Source organism: Pseudomonas sp. LBUM1668 (assembly GCF_059695715.1).
The window spans coordinates 1,536,264-1,556,371 of record NZ_CP166787.1 but is presented as its reverse complement, the minus strand read 5'-3'; the positions used below and the strand labels follow the sequence as shown (position 1 = coordinate 1,556,371).

22 protein-coding genes are annotated in these 20,108 nt (G+C 58.6%); 13 read left to right on the top strand and 9 right to left on the bottom strand.

From position 1 onward, the window contains the following. Window positions 1-4: 4 nt before the first annotated feature. Window positions 5-601 (bottom strand): tRNA-uridine aminocarboxypropyltransferase, encoded by a 597-nt coding sequence (locus ACA061_RS07000; RefSeq protein ID WP_150617703.1) that lies wholly within the window; start codon window positions 599-601, stop codon window positions 5-7. Window positions 602-606: 5 nt separating this feature from the next. Then, on the bottom strand, window positions 607-1,500 hold the full coding sequence (locus tag ACA061_RS06995; protein ID WP_007914510.1) for a LysR family transcriptional regulator: 894 nt from the start codon (window positions 1,498-1,500) through the stop codon (window positions 607-609). Between the two features lie 325 nt (window positions 1,501-1,825). Between ACA061_RS06995 and speB the strand changes: the two genes are divergently transcribed. The 4 genes from speB (at window position 1,826) to ACA061_RS06975 (ending at window position 6,299) form a co-directional block, all read left to right on the top strand. Beyond that, window positions 1,826-2,776 (top strand): agmatinase, encoded by a 951-nt coding sequence (gene speB / locus ACA061_RS06990; RefSeq protein ID WP_047300226.1) that lies wholly within the window; start codon window positions 1,826-1,828, stop codon window positions 2,774-2,776. Window positions 2,777-2,786: 10 nt separating this feature from the next. Then, window positions 2,787-3,209, top strand: coding sequence for a YybH family protein (locus tag ACA061_RS06985; RefSeq protein WP_497300945.1), 423 nt, complete (start codon window positions 2,787-2,789; stop codon window positions 3,207-3,209). Between the two features lie 55 nt (window positions 3,210-3,264). Then, a complete protein-coding gene (locus ACA061_RS06980) occupies window positions 3,265-4,767 on the top strand; it encodes a purine-cytosine permease family protein (protein ID WP_150602988.1) in 1,503 nt (500 codons plus the stop codon). 152 nt (window positions 4,768-4,919) lie between these two features. Beyond that, window positions 4,920-6,299 carry a sodium:solute symporter family protein gene (locus ACA061_RS06975; RefSeq protein ID WP_150617700.1) on the top strand — a complete coding sequence of 460 codons (1,380 nt, stop codon included), beginning with the start codon at window positions 4,920-4,922 and terminating at the stop codon, window positions 6,297-6,299. A 231-nt stretch (window positions 6,300-6,530) separates the two neighbouring features. Here the strand turns inward: ACA061_RS06975 and ACA061_RS06970 are convergent, their stop codons facing one another. Further along, complete coding sequence (locus ACA061_RS06970; protein WP_003184145.1) at window positions 6,531-6,659, bottom strand: PA1414 family protein; 129 nt, start codon at window positions 6,657-6,659, stop codon at window positions 6,531-6,533. A gap of 142 nt (window positions 6,660-6,801) precedes the next feature. Then, window positions 6,802-7,695 carry a putrescine utilization regulator PtrR gene (gene ptrR, locus ACA061_RS06965; protein WP_210553730.1) on the bottom strand — a complete coding sequence of 298 codons (894 nt, stop codon included), beginning with the start codon at window positions 7,693-7,695 and terminating at the stop codon, window positions 6,802-6,804. Window positions 7,696-7,800: 105 nt separating this feature from the next. Here ptrR and ACA061_RS06960 point away from each other — a divergent pair, with 105 nt between their 5' ends. Continuing rightward, a complete protein-coding gene (locus ACA061_RS06960; protein WP_497300943.1) occupies window positions 7,801-8,982 on the top strand; it encodes an MFS transporter in 1,182 nt (393 codons plus the stop codon). Here the strand turns inward: ACA061_RS06960 and ACA061_RS06955 are convergent. The 3 genes from ACA061_RS06955 to ACA061_RS06945 all read right to left on the bottom strand — a co-directional run bounded on the left by ACA061_RS06955 (window position 8,930) and on the right by ACA061_RS06945 (window position 11,499). Next, window positions 8,930-9,814: a DMT family transporter gene (locus ACA061_RS06955; protein ID WP_228732634.1), complete on the bottom strand. Its 885-nt coding sequence runs from the start codon at window positions 9,812-9,814 to the stop codon at window positions 8,930-8,932. The two genes, ACA061_RS06960 and ACA061_RS06955, sit on opposite strands and share 53 nt — an antisense overlap. A gap of 340 nt (window positions 9,815-10,154) precedes the next feature. Further along, window positions 10,155-10,559 (bottom strand): DUF2177 family protein, encoded by a 405-nt coding sequence (locus ACA061_RS06950; protein WP_497300941.1) that lies wholly within the window; start codon window positions 10,557-10,559, stop codon window positions 10,155-10,157. Window positions 10,560-10,662: 103 nt separating this feature from the next. Next, window positions 10,663-11,499 (bottom strand): CvfB family protein, encoded by an 837-nt coding sequence (locus ACA061_RS06945; RefSeq protein ID WP_150602994.1) that lies wholly within the window; start codon window positions 11,497-11,499, stop codon window positions 10,663-10,665. Between the two features lie 341 nt (window positions 11,500-11,840). On the opposite strand from ACA061_RS06945, the gene ACA061_RS06940 reads away from it, so the two are divergent. From ACA061_RS06940 to ACA061_RS06930, 3 genes are all read left to right on the top strand, one after another. Continuing rightward, window positions 11,841-12,029: a PFL_1563 family small protein gene (locus ACA061_RS06940; RefSeq protein WP_181818528.1), complete on the top strand. Its 189-nt coding sequence runs from the start codon at window positions 11,841-11,843 to the stop codon at window positions 12,027-12,029. 217 nt (window positions 12,030-12,246) lie between these two features. Continuing rightward, on the top strand, window positions 12,247-12,963 hold the full coding sequence (locus ACA061_RS06935) for a TorF family putative porin (protein WP_210700881.1): 717 nt from the start codon (window positions 12,247-12,249) through the stop codon (window positions 12,961-12,963). A gap of 76 nt (window positions 12,964-13,039) precedes the next feature. Beyond that, a complete protein-coding gene (locus ACA061_RS06930; protein WP_210553733.1) occupies window positions 13,040-13,909 on the top strand; it encodes a DUF6279 family lipoprotein in 870 nt (289 codons plus the stop codon). Window positions 13,910-13,987: 78 nt separating this feature from the next. Here the strand turns inward: ACA061_RS06930 and ACA061_RS06925 are convergent, their stop codons facing one another. Further along, window positions 13,988-14,380: a transcriptional regulator gene (locus ACA061_RS06925; protein WP_150602997.1), complete on the bottom strand. Its 393-nt coding sequence runs from the start codon at window positions 14,378-14,380 to the stop codon at window positions 13,988-13,990. A gap of 175 nt (window positions 14,381-14,555) precedes the next feature. Between ACA061_RS06925 and ACA061_RS06920 the strand changes: the two genes are divergently transcribed. The 4 genes from ACA061_RS06920 (at window position 14,556) to ACA061_RS06905 (ending at window position 17,169) form a co-directional block, all read left to right on the top strand. Then, the gene (locus tag ACA061_RS06920) at window positions 14,556-15,290 is read left to right on the top strand and encodes a DUF899 domain-containing protein (protein WP_210553734.1); all 735 of its coding nucleotides are present in this window, start codon (window positions 14,556-14,558) and stop codon (window positions 15,288-15,290) included. A 140-nt stretch (window positions 15,291-15,430) separates the two neighbouring features. After that, entirely contained in the window at window positions 15,431-15,706 is a 276-nt protein-coding gene (locus tag ACA061_RS06915; protein WP_042558132.1) for a hypothetical protein, read from the top strand. Window positions 15,707-15,972: 266 nt separating this feature from the next. After that, a complete protein-coding gene (locus ACA061_RS06910) occupies window positions 15,973-16,557 on the top strand; it encodes a papain-like cysteine protease family protein (protein ID WP_150617692.1) in 585 nt (194 codons plus the stop codon). A 12-nt stretch (window positions 16,558-16,569) separates the two neighbouring features. Further along, window positions 16,570-17,169 (top strand): hypothetical protein, encoded by a 600-nt coding sequence (locus ACA061_RS06905; RefSeq protein WP_497300937.1) that lies wholly within the window; start codon window positions 16,570-16,572, stop codon window positions 17,167-17,169. 60 nt (window positions 17,170-17,229) lie between these two features. Here the strand turns inward: ACA061_RS06905 and ACA061_RS06900 are convergent, their stop codons facing one another. Then, entirely contained in the window at window positions 17,230-18,570 is a 1,341-nt protein-coding gene (locus ACA061_RS06900; protein WP_150603001.1) for a DEAD/DEAH box helicase, read from the bottom strand. Window positions 18,571-18,761: 191 nt separating this feature from the next. On the opposite strand from ACA061_RS06900, the gene ACA061_RS06895 reads away from it, so the two are divergent. Further along, window positions 18,762-20,060, top strand: a complete 1,299-nt coding sequence (locus ACA061_RS06895) for a mechanosensitive ion channel family protein (RefSeq protein ID WP_210553737.1) — start codon at window positions 18,762-18,764, stop codon at window positions 20,058-20,060. Window positions 20,061-20,108: the final 48 nt, after the last annotated feature.

Here is a 20,108-nt window from a genome sequence, read left to right as displayed (position 1 = left end):
CCGATCATTTTTCAGCATGATTACGCTGAAAAGTCTCCTCCCCCATCGCTGCAATCTGCCCCTCGATCAACGCTTCAAATGGTTTGAGCAACGGTTCGAAAGACGTCGGCGCTTCCAGCGTTTGCAACGCCTGCACAATCGCCTCGATGGTCGACAACGCCCCGGGCCCCGGTGCCTTGCGCAACCGATACCGCGACACCCCGCCCTGCGCCAACGTCACCCGTGGCAACGCCGCCAACAGTGGATTTAGGTGCAGCATCTTGCGCGCCTTGCGCCAGGTGCCGTCCGGCACGACCAGCAACAGCGGTTCATCAGACGCGCCATAAGCCTGCATCGGCTGCGCATCGTCCGCGGGAAACAGCAGCCGCGCCTGATAGCCCGGCTGGTCCAGCAGTGTCGGCAAATCCTCAAATACCTCACCGACAATCAGCTCGGCATTGGTCAGCCCCAGCGCAGCCAGACGCGCAGTATTCAACGCATGATTGACTTCGCTCGGATGCTGCAACAGCAACACCCGGGTGCGGCTGTCGAGGCTCGGGATCAATGGGCAAAGGCAATGGGTTTGTGGGCGCAGGCAGCGCGGGCATTGGACTCTGGACATCATTTTTACGCCTGGTTGAGCTGTGCTTTGAGCAAATCGCGGAAAGTCTGAATCAGCGGTTCCCGGCTGCGGCCACGGCGCATGATCATCGAAAATGGCGCCTGGTAGCCGAAGGTCGCTGGCAGCAACACGCGCAAATCGCCCTTGTCGGCCCAGGCCTGGGCGTAGTGCTCCGGCAGATAACCGATGTAGGCGCCGGACAGCACCAGAATCAACTGCGCCTCCATACTTTCTACCGTCGCCGCGCTGTGTTTGAAACCGTGGCGAGCCAGCTCTGCCTGGCTCCAATAGCCACGACCGACCATGCGTTGCTGGGTGATGACTTGCTCGGGAATCCGTCGCTCGTTAAACAACGGGTGACGACTGCTGCAATACAGCCAGTGCTGCTCACGGTACAGCGGCATGTAAATCAGACCGCTCATGCGCGTGGAGAACGCACCAATGGCCAGATCGAGGCGGTTGTCCTGCACGCCGAGTTGCAGTTCGTAGGGGCTCATTACCGACAGGTGCAAATGCACGGCCGGGTGTTCCTGACTGTAGGCGCCGATGGCTTCGGCGAACGGTAAAGCCTTGTCGCTGACGGTGGAGTCAATGACTCCTAGATTGAGCGTGCCACGCAACTCGCCCTTGAGCGCGGCGGCGTACTGTTCGAAACCTTCGAGCTCGGCGAGCAGGCGCAGGGTTTCCTGATGAAACAGTTCCCCTTTGCTGGTGAGGCTGAAACCACCGCGGCCGCGATGGCACAACACCAGGCCGAGCGCGGCTTCGAGCTGGCTCATGTAGGTGCTGATCGCCGAGGTCGAGAGGTTGAGTTCCTGCTGGGCGTTGGCGAAACCCTGATGGCGCACGACGCTGACGAAGATGCGTAACAGTTTCAGGTCGGGTAAAGCGTTGGCCATGTTTACTCCACACATCATCCAGATTTAAACCACAACCCTGTAGGAGCTGCCACAGGCTGCGATCTTTTGATCTTGATTTTTGCCAGCCTTGGGGCCGCTGAAGATCAAAGGATCGCAGCCTTCGGCAGCTCCTGCAGAGGCAATCAGCAGTGGGAGAAGTCTAGCGTGGGCCTTGCCATTAGTTTAGAAAAATCTGAACTAAGTATTTGCCCGTAGCGATTCTTCCCTTTCACTACATTTCGCAGAATCGGCCTCACAGCGGCGTCCGAACCTTTGCTGAACGGCGCGCCGACATAAATAAAACAAAGACGATGAGGCCCTACCCGTGGACAAGATTCTTCACCAACCACTGGGCGGCAACGAAATGCCGCGCTTCGGCGGCATCGCCACCATGCTCCGACTTCCCCACTTGCCAACCGCTGCCGGCCTGGACGCTGCCTTTGTAGGCGTGCCGCTGGACATCGGTACTTCGCTGCGCCCCGGCACCCGCTTCGGGCCGCGCGACATCCGCGCCGAATCGGTGATGATCCGCCCGTACAACATGGCCACCGGCGCTGCGCCGTTCGATTCGCTGTCGGTTGCCGACATCGGTGACGTCGCGATCAACACCTTCAACCTGCTCGACGCCGTGCGCATCATTGAAGAAGCCTACGACAACATCCTCGAACACAACGTGATTCCGATGACCCTGGGTGGCGACCACACCATCACCCTGCCGATCCTGCGTGCGATTCACAAAAAGCACGGCAAGGTGGGTCTGGTACACATCGACGCTCACGCTGACGTCAACGACCACATGTTCGGCGAGAAAATCGCCCACGGCACGACCTTCCGACGCGCAGTCGAAGAAGGCCTGCTGGACTGCGATCGCGTGGTGCAAATTGGTTTGCGCGCCCAGGGTTACACCGCTGATGACTTCAACTGGAGCCGTAATCAGGGTTTCCGCGTGGTGCAGGCCGAAGAGTGCTGGCACAAGTCGCTGGCGCCGCTGATGGCCGAAGTCCGCGAGAAAGTCGGCGGCGGTCCGGTGTACCTGAGCTTCGACATCGATGGCATCGATCCGGCCTGGGCACCTGGCACAGGCACCCCGGAAATCGGTGGCCTGACGACCATTCAGGCGATTGAGATCATTCGCGGCTGCCAAGGCCTCGACCTGATCGGTTGCGATCTGGTAGAAGTCTCGCCCGCTTACGACACCACCGGCAACACCTCGCTGCTGGCCGCCAACCTGCTGTACGAAATGCTCTGCGTACTGCCTGGCGTAGTCCATCGCTGAGGATCGGTTCATGAACGAACATGATCAGGTTTTGCATGCGGCGGCCGAACTGGTTTCAGCCTTCGCACGCAATGATCGCGAAGCCTACTTCGGCGCATTCAGCGCCGACGCCAGCTTCGTGTTCTACACCCTCGAACAGCCACTGCTGTCGCGCGATGCCTATCAGGCGTTGTGGGACGGCTGGCGCGCCGAGGATGGCTTCGAGGTGCTTTCCTGCACCTCGAGCAACGCCTTCGTCAGCCTGCAAGGTGACGTGGCGGTTTTCATCCATGACGTGGCCACCGAGCTGCGCATGCAAGGGGAGCAACACTTCAGCCAGGAGCGCGAGACGATTGTTTTCAAGAAACAAACGTCGAGCCTAGAACAACAAGGCCATTGGCTGGCCTGCCACGAACATTTGTCCGCAATGCCGGAAGGGCTGCCACCCCCTTAGCCAAAACAGGTGACGCTCACGCACGATGAGCGCGCCTTTATGATCGGAGCAGATCATGAATAACAACAACAACGAAAAAAGCCTTCGCAGCATTGAAACAAACGGGGTCGAACAGATCCCGGATCATGAGCGTGACGCCCGGCCCAGCGACCTGTTTCGCTTGATCTTCGGCGGCGCCAATACCTTTGCCACCGCTGTACTCGGCAGCTTCCCGGTGCTGTTCGGTCTGTCTTTTCAGGCTGGCGTCTGGGCGATTGTGCTGGGTGTGGTGGTCGGTGCGCTGATTCTGGCGCCGATGGGGCTGTTCGGCCCGCTCAACGGCACCAACAACGCCGTGTCTTCCGGTGCGCACTTCGGCGTGCATGGGCGGATCGTTGGTTCCTTCCTGTCGTTGCTGACCGCTATCGCGTTCTTCTCGCTCTCGGTGTGGAGTTCGGGAGATGCATTGGTTGGCGGCGCCAAACGCCTGCTCGACCTGCCGGAAACCGACCTCACGCTCGGCCTGGCCTACGGGCTGTTCGCGCTGCTGGTGCTGACGGTTTGCATCTACGGCTTTCGCTTCATGTTGTGGGTCAACCGCATTGCGGTGTGGGCCGCGAGCCTGTTGTTCCTGCTCGGCATCTTTGCCTTTGCCCCCGCCTTCGACAGCCAGTACGCCGGCAGTGTGGCCATGGGTCAGGCCGGGTTCTGGGCGGCGTTCATCGGTGCCGCGCTGGTGGCCATGAGCAACCCGATTTCCTTCGGTGCATTCCTCGGCGACTGGTCTCGCTACATTCCTCGCGAAACGCCGAAGGGCCGCATCATGTTCGCAGTGGTCGCCGCGCAACTGGCGACACTGATTCCGTTCCTGTTCGGCCTGGCCACCGCGACCATCGTGGCGATCAAGGCGCCGGACTACATTGCGGCCAACAACTATGTCGGCGGGCTGCTGGCGGTATCGCCGAGCTGGTTCTTCCTGCCGGTGTGCCTGATTGCAGTGATCGGCGGCATGTCCACCGGCACCACGTCGCTGTATGGCACCGGTCTGGACATGTCGAGTGTGTTCCCGCGGGTGCTCTCGCGAGTCAAGGCGACGTTACTGATCGGCGTGCTGTCGATTGCCTTCATCTTCATCGGTCGCTTTGCGGCGAACCTGGTGCAGAGCGTGTCGACCTTCGCCGTGCTGATCATCACCTGCACCACGCCATGGATGGTGATCATGATCATCGGCCTGGTGGTGCGTCGCGGCTTTTACTGCCCGGATGACCTGCAAGTGTTCACGCGCGGCGAACAAGGCGGACGCTACTGGTTCACCCACGGCTGGAACTGGCGGGGCCTGGGCGCGTGGATCCCGAGCGCGGCCGTTGGTCTGTTCTTCGTCAACCTGCCGGGGCAGTTCGTCGGTCCGCTGGGTGAGTTGGCGGGCGGCATCGACATCAGTTTGCCGGTGACCCTGGGGCTGGCCTCGGTGGTGTACCTGACACTGCTGCGCCTGTTTCCGGAACCGCGCGAAGTGTTTGGGCCCAAGGATGTCCGCCGCGAAGCCGCTGAGAAAACCGAACTGCGTCAGGCCGCCTGACGCAAATCCCCTGTAGGAGTGAGCCTGCTCGCGATGACTGCAGCACATCCCACACAGATGTGACTCACAGACCGCTATCGCGAGCAGGCTCACTCCTACAAGGGAACTGAATTCAGCCTCAACATAAAAAAGACAATCGGAGACACGCCATCATGGCTTTGGATTTATTCGTCGTCCTCATCTACGCCGCCGGCATGCTTTTGCTCGGCTATTTCGGCATGCGCAAGGCCAAGACCAACGAGGACTTCCTCGTTGCCGGTCGTAACCTCGGCCCGAGCCTGTACATGGGCACCATGGCCGCGACGGTGCTTGGCGGTGCGTCCACTGTCGGCACCGTGCGCCTGGGCTACGTGCATGGCATTTCCGGTTTCTGGCTGTGCGCGGCACTGGGTTGCGGCATCGTTGCGCTGAACCTGTTTTTGGCCAAACCGCTGCTGAAGCTGAAGATCTACACCGTGACCCAGGTTCTGGAAAAACGCTACAACCCGATGGCCCGCTCGGCGAGCGCGGTCATCATGCTGGCCTACGCGCTGATGATCGGCGTGACCTCGATTCTGGCGATCGGCACCGTCCTGCAAGTGCTGTTTGACCTGCCATTCTGGGTCTCGGTACTCGTCGGTGGTGGCGTGGTGGTGATCTATTCGGCGATTGGCGGCATGTGGTCGCTGACCCTCACCGACATCGTCCAGTTCATCATCAAGACCGTTGGCCTGATGTTCATCCTGTTGCCGATCTGCCTGTACCGCGTCGGCGGTTGGGATGAACTGGTGCTGAAACTGCCTGCGACCGCATTCAGCTTCACCACCATCGGTTGGGACACGATCATCACCTACTTCATGATCTACTTCTTCGGCATCCTCATCGGTCAGGACATCTGGCAACGGGTGTTCACCGTCAAGACCGCCAAAGTCGCGCAATACGCCGGCAGCATCGCGGGCATCTATTGCATCATCTATGGCCTCGCCTGTGCACTGATCGGCATGGCCGCGCACGTACTGATCCCGGATCTGGACAACGTCAACAACGCCTTCGCCGCGATCGTCAAACTGTCGCTGCCGGACGGTATCCGGGGTCTGGTGATCGCTGCCGCACTGGCCGCCATGATGTCCACTGCCAGCGCCGGCCTGCTCGCCGCCGCCACCACGCTGACCGAAGACCTGCTGCCAAAACTGCGCGGCGGCAAGCCATCGAGCCTGCGCATCAACCGTCTGTTCACCCTGCTGACCGGCATCGTCGTGCTCGGCATCGCGCTGGTGGTAAACGACGTGATCAGCGCCCTGACCCTGGCCTACAACCTGTTGGTGGGCGGCATGCTGGTGCCACTGATCGGTGCGATCTTCTGGAAACGTGCAACCACCGCCGGCGCTATCGCCAGCATGGGCCTGGGCTTTGCCACGGCGCTGCTGTTCATGTTCAAGGACGGTCTGGACGCCAACACACCGATCTACTACAGCCTGGCTGTGGGTCTGGTGAGTTTTGTGGTGGTCAGCCTAGTGTCGCCGCGCCCCGCTACTGTCGCCAGCGCGATCTGAGCTTGATGTAACGAACGATTGCTTTCTTCGACGGGTGTGGCGTCGGTTGCCACACCCGTTTTTTTTGCCTGGAGGAAAGCGTGAATGACTTGAGCCGGTTCTTACCGATGATCTGGGGCACTGAAAGCAAAAGATCGCAGCCTCCGGCAGCTCCTACACTGTTCTCTGTAGGAGCTGCCGAAGGCTGCGATCTCTTGATCTTGAGTCTCTTGACCCTTCACATCAGGGACATTACCGCCGACGAGGCTGGCGCCGACGCTGTTCGTCGTCCGTGCGGATCGGTACCGGTTGCAGAGGCGGTTCGATCAAGCCGAGGGCAACACCCAAATCATGCAGCCAGTTTTGAATTTTCTCTTTCATCGTCATGCCCCCTTCAGGGTGGTGCTGAGCGGCCGGAATTCTGAGGCCGCTTCGCACTGATAATAGTCCGAAGTCCTACGCAATGCTCGGCCAAATCCGCAATGATCTGTTACTGAATTGAACAGAGTGCGCTGCCATTGGTTCAAGCCATTTCCAGGGATTCAACCAAAGGTGCGGGATAGACGGCTTGCTGCACCTCTATCCACGCATTGAGATTGGCGCCGACCATGCCCCGGCGCCACATGAGCCACGTTGTCGCACCCGCGAACGGTTCGGCCAGCGGGTGCACCGCTACGCTCTCGCGCCCTGGCAGGCTGGCCAGCATCGACTCCGACATCAGCGCCACCCCGCTGCCGGCAATCACGCAGGCGAGCATGCCTTGATAGGACTCGATCTCCATGGCCCGGCCCATTGCCGCGTGGGCATGGGCAAACCATGCCTCCAGCCGCATGCGATAGGAACAGCCACGACGAAAGGTGAACACCGACCGCCCTTCGACATCACTGGCGCTGTGCACGGGCGGATGATCGATCTCGGTGATCAGCACCAGCCTTTCCTCGCACAGCGCCACGCCGTCGAGCCCGGCCAGTTGCAGCGGCCCGTCTACCAACGCCGCGTCGAGGCGTCCGGTGAGCAAACCTTCCAGCAACTCACCGCTCGGCGCCGACTGTACTTGCAGGTTCACTGCCGGATACTGCTTGTGATAGCGCGCCAGCAATGCCGGCAGATGGATAGCGGCGGTGCTGTACATCGTGCCCAGCACAAAATCCCCCGCCGGTTGCCCGCCCATTACCGCCGCGCTGGCCTGATCGCGCAGGGCGAACAGCTTGCCGGTGTAGTCCAGCAAGACTTTTCCCGCAGGCGATAGCTGCAAACGCTGACGCTCGCGGACGAACAATTCCACGCCCATTTGCTCTTCAAGCTGCTTGAGCCGTGTCGACAGGTTCGACGGCACGCGGTGCAAGCGTTCGGCGGCGCGGGTGATCGAACCTTCCTCGGCGACCGCCTGAAAAATCCGCAGTTGGCTGAACTCCACAACCTTTCTCCAGAACAGAACAAGTTACTCACTATTATTCAATTTTAAAGAAAGTCAATCAGTCCTAGCCTGACGGTCATTGATCTTGCCAACGGAATCCAGACCATGTCGCCGCTGATTCGCTTATCCGCCTGCTTCGTCGCCCTGATGATGGCCATGGGCATCGGGCGCTTCGCCCTCACCCCGCAAATGCCGCACCTGCTCAGCGAGGGGCAGTTTGACCTGACTGCCGCCGGTCTGATTGCCGCGGCCAATTACCTCGGTTACCTGCTCGGTGCGGTGGATGCGATGTTTGCCCATCGTCCGCAACAGGTTCAGCGGCGCCTGCACGGCGGCTTGTGGCTGTGTGTGCTGCTGACGCTGGCGTCGTTCTGGGCGAATGGCTTCTGGGCACATCTGCTGCTGCGCTTCGGAACCGGTGTGGCGAGTGCCTGGGTGCTGGTGATGATTACCGCGCTGAGTCAGCCACTGGCGGTGGCAGCGGGTCGCCCACGACTGGGTGCGCTGGTATTTGCCGGGCCGGGGTTGGGGATTTTTCTGACAGGGTTGCTGGCGCTGGTCTCACATTTGTTGAACCAGACGTCCGCGACGTTGTGGCTGATCTATGCCGCGGCCGCGTTGGTGATGATGTTGGGGGTCTGGCGACTCCTGCCACAACCGGTCGCCGCGAAGGCAACTGATGCAGCGGCCGTCAGCCCGGCGAGTCGTGGCATTGGCCGTCTAGCGTTGATTTACGCGCTGTACGGCATCGGTTACATCATTCCGGCCACGTTCCTGTCGCAAATGGCCAACGCGCAGTTTCACGGGCAATGGCAGGCCGATCTGTTCTGGCCGTGCTTCGGCCTCGGCGCCGCCATCGGCGTCTTGCTGGTGAGCCTGCGTCGTCACGATCCGCACACCACGCGTCACTGGTTGATGGCGACGTTATGGCTGCAAGCCGCCGGGGTGTTCGCCTGCTTGCTGGGCAGCGGCTGGGGATTGGCGCTGGGCGTGATCTTCTGCGGGACGCCATTCCTGGCCTGCATGCAACTGGTCATGCAACGCTCGCGGGAACTGGCGCCGCACGCCACCCAGCGCAATGCCGGCATGCTCACCGCCTGCTTCGCCGTTGGTCAGCTCAGCGGCCCGTTACTGGCCGCGCTGAGCAGCCATTTCAGCGGTGGCTTGCAACCGGCGTTGGTGATAGCCGGCAGTGGTTTGCTGATTGCTGGCGGTCTGGCGATGCAATCGACGGTTACTGGCCCAGCGCTTTGCGCAAACGCCGACGCAGCCACTGCTCGGCGCTGACAAACGTGATGCCGAGCAACACCAGTACAGCGCCGATGACGAAGTTCAGGCTCAGTTGTTCACCGAGCAGCAACACGCCGAAGGTGACGCCGAACAGTGGCGTCATGAACGAGAACACCGCGAGGTTGGCCGCCAGATAACGCCGCAACAACCAGAACCACACCAGGTAACTGAAGAACGACACCACCAGCCCTTGAAACAGCACGCTGGCCACCGCCACAGCGGTCAGGTTGACATGGCCGATCTGGCCGCTGAAAAGCGCAATCAACAGCAGGCCGACGAAGCCGACGATCAACTGATAGAACAGGGTCAACGTCACCGGGGCTTCCGACAGGCGCGATGCGCGCACCACCACCGTGGTCGCGCCCCAGCAGGCGCCGGCCAATACACCAAAGGCATCGCCCAATAACATGCGCCGATCAAGGTTGTCCCACGACACACCACCAGCAAACGCAATCGCGATACCGATGAAGGCGAGCAAAATCCCCAGCCACTGCAACGGTCGCAAACGCTCACTGGCCAACAGAAAATGCACGCCCAGCGCGGTAAAAATCGGCGCGGTGTAGAGGAACACCGACATGTGCGCTGCCGTGGTCAGTTGCAAGCCTTCGGAGATAAAGAAGAACTCCAGCCCGAACAACGCACCGGCCAGCAAGCCGCCGCGCCAGGTGCTGCCTACCTGATCCCAACCGCCCTTCCAGCAGATCAGCAATCCGACCAGCAGCGCAGAAATCCCCGAGCGCCCCGCCGCTTGCATCACCGGCGCGATGTCAGGTGCAGCCCACTTGATCATCACCTGCTGCACACCCCAAATCAGGCACAGACCGATCATCACCTGCAAAGCAAAACGGTCGGCATTGCGCCGCTCGACAATCACCGCAACACCTCGAACACACACAACATGGCAGCCATCCATTGGTCAAAACAAAACCCCGGATCAATGTCCGGGGCGAAGGGTCGTGGCGTCGATTATTAACCAGTGCGACAGAAAAAGCCGTCTGGGAAAGACATTTAGTTTGTCTGCTGCGTCAGTGGTGAATGGCTGTCGGCTGCGCCGCCAATCGCTGGCAAGCCAGCTCCCACAACGTCCGCGTTGCCTACAACTCCTGGTTTGTCACAGAATCCTGTGGGAGCTGGCTTGCCAGCGATGAGGCCAGCTCAATCAACGCTGTTCAGGAGTATGACTTCACCAGCCGTTTCGCCACTAGAAAACCAACAGTACAAGCCACAGCAGTGGCGAACGTCCCCCACGACCAATCCATCAACGACACCTGCACCGACCATCCGCGCAATGTCGCCCAATTGGTCAGGTCATACGTGCCATACGCTACCAGCCCCAACAGTGCGCCCATCTTCGCTGCCCTCTGCCAGTTCAGCGCAGGCAACACCACAAACACCACGCAACCGAAAACATACAGGCAATAAAAAACCGCTGCCGGTAAGAGCAGCGGTTTTTCAAGCATCAACGGTCCGAGCAGTTCGCGATATGTCGGCGCCATCAACAGGCCGAGCCATATCCCGTCGAGCAACAGAAATGTCACCAGCGTTGCAACATAAGCAATCAGCGCTTTCTTCATCACACCACCCTCAATGTAGGAGTTGCCGCAGGCTGCGATCTTCTGCCGTTGAAGACCAACAGATCGCAGCCTTCGGCAGCTCCTACATGGGGCTGGTGCGCGGTCAGCTTAGTTCAATACGATCCGCATGAATGACGATCTTGCCTTCCTTGTACAGCGAACCGATGGCCTTCTTGAAGTTACCCTTGCTGACACCGAACAGGCTGCTGATCAATGCCGGATCGCTCTTGTCGCTGACCGGCAAGGTGCCGTCATTTTCGCGCAACTTGGCCAGAATCTTCGAGTTCAGGCTGCTCGCCGCTTCCTGGCCAACCGGTTGCAGGCTCAGGCTGATCTTGCCGTCGGCGCGCACTTCCTTGATGAAGCCTTTTTCGCTCATGCCGGCGCGCATGAACTTGAAGATTTCGTTCTTGTGAATCAAACCCCAGTGTTTGTTGTTGATGATTGCCTTGAAGCCCATATCGGTAGCTTCGGCAACCAGCAGATCAACTTCCTGACCCGGGCTGTAGCTGGCCGGGGTTTTGTCGAGGTAGCGATCCAGTCGCGCAGTGGCGGTGATGCGACGGGTGTGTTTGTCGAGGTAGACATGCACCACGCAATATTCGCCGGCAGTCATCTGACGCTTCTCTTCGGAATACGGCAGCAACAGATCCTTCGGCAAGCCCCAATCGAGGAACACGCCGATACTGTTGACTTCAACAACTTTCAAACTGGCGAATTCACCGACCTGAACTTTCGGTTTTTCAGTGGTAGCGAGAAGTTTGTCCTCGCTATCCAGATAAACAAATACGTTGAGCCAGTCTTCATCTTCGCTGGGAATATCTTTAGGGATATAACGGTTAGGCAAAAGAATTTCGCCGTCGGCACCGCCGTCCAGATATAAACCGAAGTTAGTGTGTTTAACCACTTGCAAACTGTTGTAGCGCCCGACTAAAGCCATTTTCCAGAACCCTCATTGCGTGGGCGGCATTCTACCCGGTTTTACCGGGAACGTTCGCCGGCAAAACGGCGAGGCCGGGAAAATCTGCGCAACGCCTTGATTCTCCTTGGTCGGGCACGCGCGCGGTGCCACTCGTCAGACTGATTCGGTGCCCAGCGCAAGGCCGCCACAGCGCCGCAATGCATAGATGTTTTTAACTAAAACAGCAGGTTAGCGAATTATTTCGAATATTTAACCGAGAATAATCCACCTTGGCGGTTGGTTATTCCGGGGGATATTTACCGAGCTATTGTCAAGCAATTACTGTACGATGCCTGGCCGAGTTACTCTTCTACAGGTTAATGGCCGCCATGCGTGTAAAAGCATCCACCAGCAAAGCAAAGCCAGCCCCAGCCGTTGAAACAAGCGAATCGATCAACGATCAGATCGCTTTGTTCCTCAAGTCCGGCGGCGAGATCCAGCAAATTGCCAAAGGCGTCAGCGGCCAGACGTTCGGTCCGTCCAAGCAGATCAGCCTGGGCAAGAAGTAATCCCCGGTAATACACCCGTCCCTAGGCGCTTTGAGCTTCGAAGCGTCTGGACTGGCACCGCGCAATCCCCCCCTTCGCTTTAAACAAAAACTCATCTAATTTTTGACAATCGACGAACGGCCATCAATGCCGATCATTCGTCGGTATCCTTGCACACGTCTAGATCAAGCGTTTCAGCAGGTCCGCAGCCCTGCGCTCGCTGTTCATGGAGTGACGCATGCGTAAAAATTCCCGTTTATTGCTTGTAGCCCTGCTGGCTTGCCCGCCTGTGCACGCGCAGATTTTCCAGCGCGAGCTCGGCGACTTCGACCTCAAGCTGGGCACCACTCCCTCTCGCAGCATGGCGCAAGGACTAGTCAAACCGGCGTCCACTGGCTCGTTTCATGGCGGACTCGACCTTAGTCACGACAGTGGCATCTATATCGGCCAATACGCACCGAGCATGGGCATCACGCCGGGCAAGAACCTCGAAATCGATTCCTACGTCGGCTTTAAACAACCTTTCGACGAAACCCTCGGCTACGAAGTGGGGATGATCCACTACAGCTATCCCAAAGTGGACACCCTCGACAGCCAGGAATTATTCGGCGGCCTGACCCTGCTCGGCAGCCGATTCGGCATTGCCTTGAGCAACGACCCGGATAAACAGAACAACACGCTGTTCGCCGACCTCAGCGGTAATCAGCCGTTCGGCATTGGTGTCAGCATGAAATACACCACCCACCAGTTGAATTCGCCGGTCGCGGTAGACGGTGGTTACGTCAGCAGTTTTACTGACTGGTCGGTGAAATTGTCCCGGCCCTTCATGGGCGTCGACCTCGACCTGATCTACAGCAACTCCAGCCTCAGCGGCAGCGATTGCTCGGCCTATTCCGGGCACAACAGCGAGTGCGATGGCCTCGTCACACTCAAGGCTGCACGCGCGTTCTATTGATTGGCTGAACTGCCGGGTTCATTCTACGTTCACATGAGAATCAGACCCTACGGCTAGCCATCGCAAGGATTCGCCCATGTCTCGCTGGTTCAAACACATCGCTGCCCTGCTGATTTGCACCCTTGCCCTTGGCGCCTGCAGCCGCGTCGGCCTGGCGTATCGCAATCTCGACGTGATCATCCCGTGGACGCTCGGCGACTACCTGGACATGAACGGCGAGCAAAAAGGCTGGTTCAACGAGCGCCTCCAGGAACACCTGAGCTGGCACTGCACCACGCAATTGCCGGGCTATCTCGACTGGCTGGATCGTTTGCAAACGATGGTCGAAACTAATCAGGTCACTGACGAAGCGCTTCAGGCGCGCACCGTGGAAGCAAAGAAAGCCATTGCCGAAACTGCGCGGGAGATCACCCCATCAGCCATCGAACTTCTGCAAGGCCTGGACGATAAGCAGGTAGCGGAGATGAACGACGCGTTTGCCAAGGATCTGCGCAAACGCCAGCAGGATTACGTCAAACCGCCACTGGCCGAGCAGATCAAGGAACGTGGCGAGCGCATGGAGAAACGCCTGAACGACTGGCTCGGCCCGCTAAGCCCGACGCAAAAACAGAGAGTGGCGACTTGGTCCAACGACCTGGGCGATCAGAACACCCAATGGATTGCCAATCGTGAGCACTGGCAGAAGCAGTTCAGCGCGGCGGTTGCGCAGCGTAAAAGTCCCGAATTCCCACAACGCATCGAGACCCTTCTGATCAATCGCGAGAGTTTATGGACCGCGGATTACCGCAAGGCCTACGCCAACACCGAGACACAAGGACGAGCGCTGGCGGTCGATCTGATGGCTGAGAGTACGCCGCAGCAGCGGGAGCGATTGCTGAAGAAGATCGAGGGAGTGCGTAAAGACTTCAATGATCTGAAGTGTTTGAAGGCTGCAAAACAGGGTTAGAAGATCAAAAGATCGCAGCCTTCGGCAGCTCCTACATGGTTTTGTGTAGGAGCTGCCGAAGGCTGCGATCTTTTGCTTTTAGGCGATCTGTGCTTTGGATGCCACTTCATCAAATGTCACTTCATCCAGCGCATCTTCCTGATCGTCCAGTACTTCGCGCGGATGATCATTGCCTGGAATGCTGCTGTCGATCAGGCTCAACAGGCTCGCCCCACGCGGGGTCAGCTTGAAATTGTTACCTGTGCTGCCCTCATCATCGGAACGCGGCTCGATGTATCCACGATCAAGCAACAAACCTTCATACTCGCAAGCCAGCGTTTTCAAGTGATCCAGATTCTCGATCGGCTCGCCGGCACTGGCCTTCGCCGCCGCGTAATCCTCAGCGTATTTTCGAGGGGCGAAGCTTTCGCCAGCACTGTTCTGCACTTCATGCAGCAATCGCTCAATCAAATCCCAGTTATAAGTCGTCATCCTGATTCAACCTCCGGTGCGCGTGATTTTGGGCGCGTTCATAGGTTGTGACCCAGGCGCGCTGCAGCCGTTCAGCCTCATTTTGCGCGGCGACCGACCGGCGGTCTGTCGAATTCCCGGCGGGTTAAACGACTAGTCTGAAACAGACGGTTTCAACCCCGCAGGAGAAATCATCATGAACGTTGAGAATCATCCAGTGGTATCGCACGAAGAATGGCTTGCCGCTCGTAAGCAGCACCTGGCTCATGAAAAAGCGTTCACCAAGGAACGCGACCGCCTCAGCGCTGAACGCCGAGCATTGCCTTGGATGAAAATCGACAAGGATTACCACTTCCAGGGCCCCAGCGGCGAAATGAAACTCGCCGACCTTTTCGGCAAAAACAGCCAATTAGTGGTGTACCACTTCATGTTCGCCAAAGACTGGGAGGAAGGTTGTCAGGGTTGCTCGTTTTTGAGCGACCACATCGATGGCGCCAATCAGCATCTGGCCCATCACGACCTCGCCGTGGTGGCTGTTTCCCATGCACCGTTCAACGAATTTCAGGACTTTAAACGGCGGATGGGCTGGAAGTTCGACTGGGTGTCGTCAGAAGGTTGCGACTTCAACTATGACTTCGGCGTTTGCGCGCGCGCTGAAGATGTTGCGGCTGGCAAGGCTACTTACAACTACGAAAAAACCGACAGTGCCGAAGAGGAAATGCCGGGGCTGAGTGTGTTTTATCGTAATGATAAAGGTGAGATTTTCCACACCTACTCAACGTATGCCCGAGGACTGGACATGTTGGTCGGCGCCTACAACTACCTCGACCTTACGCCCAAGGGCAGGAATGAGGACGAGATCATGGAATGGGTGCGGCATCATGATCGCTATGAAGGTGGAAACCAATCCAGTAGCTGCCACGCAAGTTAGTCTTTGATGCCGTGTCATCGCCATTGGAAGTGTCGCTCCCATAAAGTCTGCGGAGGATTGATGGGAGCGAGACTGAACTTTTAACCGGCCAAAGCCCTCAACCGTTTAACCCGCCTTAACCGGAACTGAGGCCTGCTCCCATGAAAACCCTGATCAAGCTCACACTCGCTGCCACTCTCGCCTGCGCCCTGCCCGTCTGGGCCTGCACGCCGGAAGAAGCCACCGCTAAACGCGAACAACTGGCCAAGGAAGTCACCCGGCTCACCGAACAGAATCCAGCCAAGGCCAAAGAGATCAACGCGGAATTGCAGAAGATGGACCTGGGCACGGCCAGTGCGGATTTGCCGGACAAGTGCCAGTTGATTGATCAGCGCTTGAAAGAGCTGAATTCGGCTGAGAAGAAAGCAGACAGCTAAACGCCAAAAGATCGCAGCCTTCGGCAGCTCCTACATGGGATTGATGGTTCACCTGTAGGAGCTGCCGAAGGCTGCGATCTTTTGAGCTTAAAAATGCATCAATGCATTTATTTTATTGCACAAATGCATATCCAGACTAAGGTTACCTTGAGCAAGGAGATCGGAACGCGCCATCCAACATGGCAACCCTTACACACCGATCGCTCAGCAACACCGCAGCACACTCACAAGCTGGACGCTTGTTTTCACTCATGGAGGATTGAAAAATGTTAACCAATGAAGCAAACCGTTTTACCGGCGAGACCCTGCCAAGGTGTCTTATCGGCCATTTGGTCGACCCGCAACTGGTTGAAGTCGAAGCTGCGGCGCAGAACCGCGCACTCGCCGCTGGCAGCCTCAACTTCACGATGCAAAAGCAAACCCAGACCAACTGGTGCTGGGCGGCCGTTTCCGCTTCAGTCGGCAACTACTACGGCACCGGGTCGTGGACCCAGTGCGGTGTGGCCAGTTCGGAACTGAACCGCAACTGCTGCAATCAGCCGGGGCCGTGCAACGTCTATGGCTACCTGGACACCGCCCTGCGCACCACGCGCAGTTATAACGGCATGAATCAGGGTTCGCTGCAGATGTCGGCCATTCAGAACCAGATCAACATGGGCCGCCCGGTCGGCCTGCGCTGTGCCTGGTACGGCGGCGGCGCGCACTTCCTGACGATCTATGGCACCAACGGCAACTACGTCCTGGTCGCGGACTCGATCTACGGCTATTCGACCCGCGCGCTGAACGCCTTCCCCGGTTCGTACAACGGCGGCGGCAACTGGACCAACACTTACTTCACCGTAAAAAACTAAGAGGGCGAGATCATGCAACTGACTTATCCAAAGGCGCCTTCCAACGGCGTACAGACCTTGCGTCCGGCGCTGCAAACGGCCCTGCAAACCCAAGGCTTTGGCGCCAACCGCCAATTCACCAACGCCTCACCTGCGAAGATCAGCCTCAGTGAGGCCTGGCGCGGTTACTCGCTGAGACTGGAGGATTTGAGCAACGGCAAAGGTCTGCAAGACGCGCGGATGGGCGACTGGCATTACCTGGTGTTCGCCGACGGCGTGACGATTGCCGATGCGCAACTGGCCGAAGTTCGCGGCCACGTCGAGTTCGCCTCGTTGAACCACGGGACGCTCGCCGCCGCTGCCGTCGGCGCGTTGAAACTGGCGGAGCAGTCGCCGCAATTGCAGGGCAAAACCGTGGAACCGCGACTGTTGTTTGTCTCGGCACTGCACGTTGTGGCGATCTGGCTGCACGCGGACGGTGAAGATGTGTTGATTCCAATTGAGCCGACGCCGAAGGAACTGGCGGTCACCCGGTTGTACAGCGAGGCCGCGCTGCTCGCGTTGCTGAAACCGGCCGCTGACAAGGCAAAGCAACGCTTTGATGCCGACACCAGCGGTCTGCTCGGGAGCTGACAAATCCCGGCCATAAAAAAACCCGGACACTGTCCGGGTTTTTTATGCGCCTGAAACGACTTACTCAGCCGCTGGCTCTGCTGGCTTGCGGCGCTTGAGCGGGGCCATGCCGTCGCTGCTCACCAGAGAGTCTGGCTTGGGACGGTTGACGCTCTTGCGCTTGGTCGGCGTCTTGGCGGCAGTTTTCTTCTTGTCGCCCTTGCCGTCGGTTTTTTTCTTCTTCACGCCAACGGCTTTGCCCGAGGCCTTGACCTTTTTCGGTCCGCCGTAGGTGCCTTTGACTTCCTTGATGGTGCGGCGCTCGAAGCTCTGCTTCAGGTAGCGCTCAATGCTCGACATCAGGTTCCAGTCGCCGTGGCAGATCAGCGAGATCGCCAGGCCGTCGTTACCGGCACGGCCGGTACGACCGATACGGTGCACGTATTCGTCGCCGCTGCGTGGCATGTCGAAGTTGATCACCATGTCCAGACCATCAACGTCCAGACCACGGGCCGCAACGTCGGTCGCCACCAGAATCTTCACGCCGCCCTGCTTCAGACGGTCGATCGCCAGTTTGCGATCCTTCTGGTCTTTCTCGCCGTGCAGCACGAACGCTTTGTATTCCTGAGCCACGAGACGGCCGTAGATACGGTCAGCCATGGCGCGAGTGTTGGTGAAGACGATGGCTTTCTGGTAGGTCTCGTTGGCCAGCAGCCAGTTCACAATCTGTTCTTTGTGCTGGTTGTGGTCAGCGGTGATCACCTGCTGACGGGTGGTCGAATTCAGCTGGCTGACCGCGTTGAGCTGCAAGTGCTCAGGGTTGTTCAGCACCTTGGCGATCATCTCGCGCAGGCCCGAACCACCGGTGGTGGCGGAGAACAGCATGGTCTGCTGACGGTTCGGGCATTCGTCGACCAGACGTTGCACGTCTTCGGAGAAACCCATGTCGAGCATGCGGTCGGCTTCGTCGAGCACCAGTACTTCGACTTCTTTCAAGTCGAGGTTGCCGGCGTTCAGTTGCTCGATCATCCGGCCCGGGGTGCCGATCAGGATGTCCGGCACCTTGCGCAGCATGGCGGCCTGGACCTTGAAGTCTTCACCACCGGTGATCAGGCCGGACTTGATGAAAGTGAACTGCGCAAAGCGCTCAACTTCCTTCAAGGTCTGCTGGGCCAGTTCGCGGGTCGGCAGCAGGATCAGCGTCTTGATGCTGACGCGAACCTTGGCCGGGCCGATCAGGCGATTGAGGATCGGCAGGACAAAAGCGGCGGTCTTGCCGCTACCGGTTTGTGCAGTCACCCGCAAATCACGCCCTTGGAGCGCCAGCGGAATGGCCGCGGCTTGCACAGGCGTTGGCTCGACAAATTTCAGCTCGGCCACAGCTTTTAGCAGGCGTTCGTGCAGGGCGAATTGGGAAAACACGGGTGCTACCTCGAAGATATGCAAAAAAACAGCTGCATAGGTTACCGGTTTCGAGCGCTCAGGCCGAGTTTCTTTATACAAACGGCGTGAATCAGTGGCTTTTTTGTTGCTCGATTTGTCTCTTACGGTAATACACAGCGGCTTAAATGCTCTAATCGCCCATCGCGCCTTACAGAAGAATCGTTTCTCTCATGGATTTCAAACAGCTCTGGCTCAACGCCCAGGACCTCTGGGGCACCCTCGAACAGCATCCTCTTTTGCAGGCCGGTCTGGCCTTGACGGTTTTACTGGTGATTGCGCTGGTGCTCGGACGAGTGGCGCGTTATCTGATCCTGCACGCCAGCCGCATGCTCGGTCGCCAACCCGCCCTGCACTGGATCAACGACTTTCGCCACAACAAGGTTTTTCAGCGACTGGCGCAGATGACGCCATCGCTGGTGATCCAGTTCGGCCTGCATCTGGTGCCCGAGCTGAGCAAAACCGCGATGACCTTTCTCGGCAACGTCGCGTTGTCGTTCACCATCCTCTTCCTGCTGCTGTCGATCAGCGCCCTGCTCAATGCCTTGCTCGACATCTACGCACGCACCGAACATGCCCGCACGCGCTCGATCAAAGGCTACGTGCAACTGGCGAAAATGGTCTTGTACGTGTTTGGCGCGATCATCATCGTTGCCACGCTGATCGATCGTTCGCCGCTCTTGCTGCTGTCGGGTCTGGGTGCAATGTCGGCGGTGATCCTGTTGGTCTACAAGGACACGCTGCTGTCGTTTGTCGCCAGCGTGCAGCTGACCAGCAACGACATGCTGCGGGTCGGCGACTGGATCGAAATGCCGCAAGTCGGCGCCGACGGTGACGTGGTCGACATCACCCTGCACACGGTCAAGGTGCAAAACTTCGACAAGACCATCGTCTCGATCCCGACCTGGCGTCTGATGTCCGAGTCGTTCAAGAACTGGCGCGGCATGCAGCAATCCGGTGGCCGGCGGATCAAGCGCAGTCTGTTCATTGACGCCAGCGGGGTGCGCTTCATCCGCGATGATGAGGAAGCAAAGCTGTCCCAGGTGCATCTGCTGACCGACTACATGGGCCGCAAGAAAGCCGAGCTCAAGGCGTGGAACGAGGCACAGGGCAATGTCGCGGCGATGTCGGCGAATCGCCGGCGCATGACCAACATCGGTACCTTTCGCGCTTATGCGCTGGCTTATCTGAAGAGCCACCCGGAAATTCAACCGAACATGACCTGCATGGTCCGCCAGATGCAGACCACGGCGCAGGGCATTCCGCTGGAAATCTACTGCTTCACCCGCACCACGGTGTGGGCGGACTACGAGCGGATTCAGGGGGATATTTTCGATTACCTGCTGGCAGTGCTGCCGGAGTTTGGGTTGAGTCTGTATCAGCAGCCGAGTGGCGGGGATTTGCGCTCGGGGTTATTGCCGGCGGTGTTGGGCGCGAGCCACATCCCCGAGCCTGAAAAACACGTCATGTAACCCCCGATCCCTTGTAGGAGCTGCCGCAGGCTGCGATCTTTAAGAGCA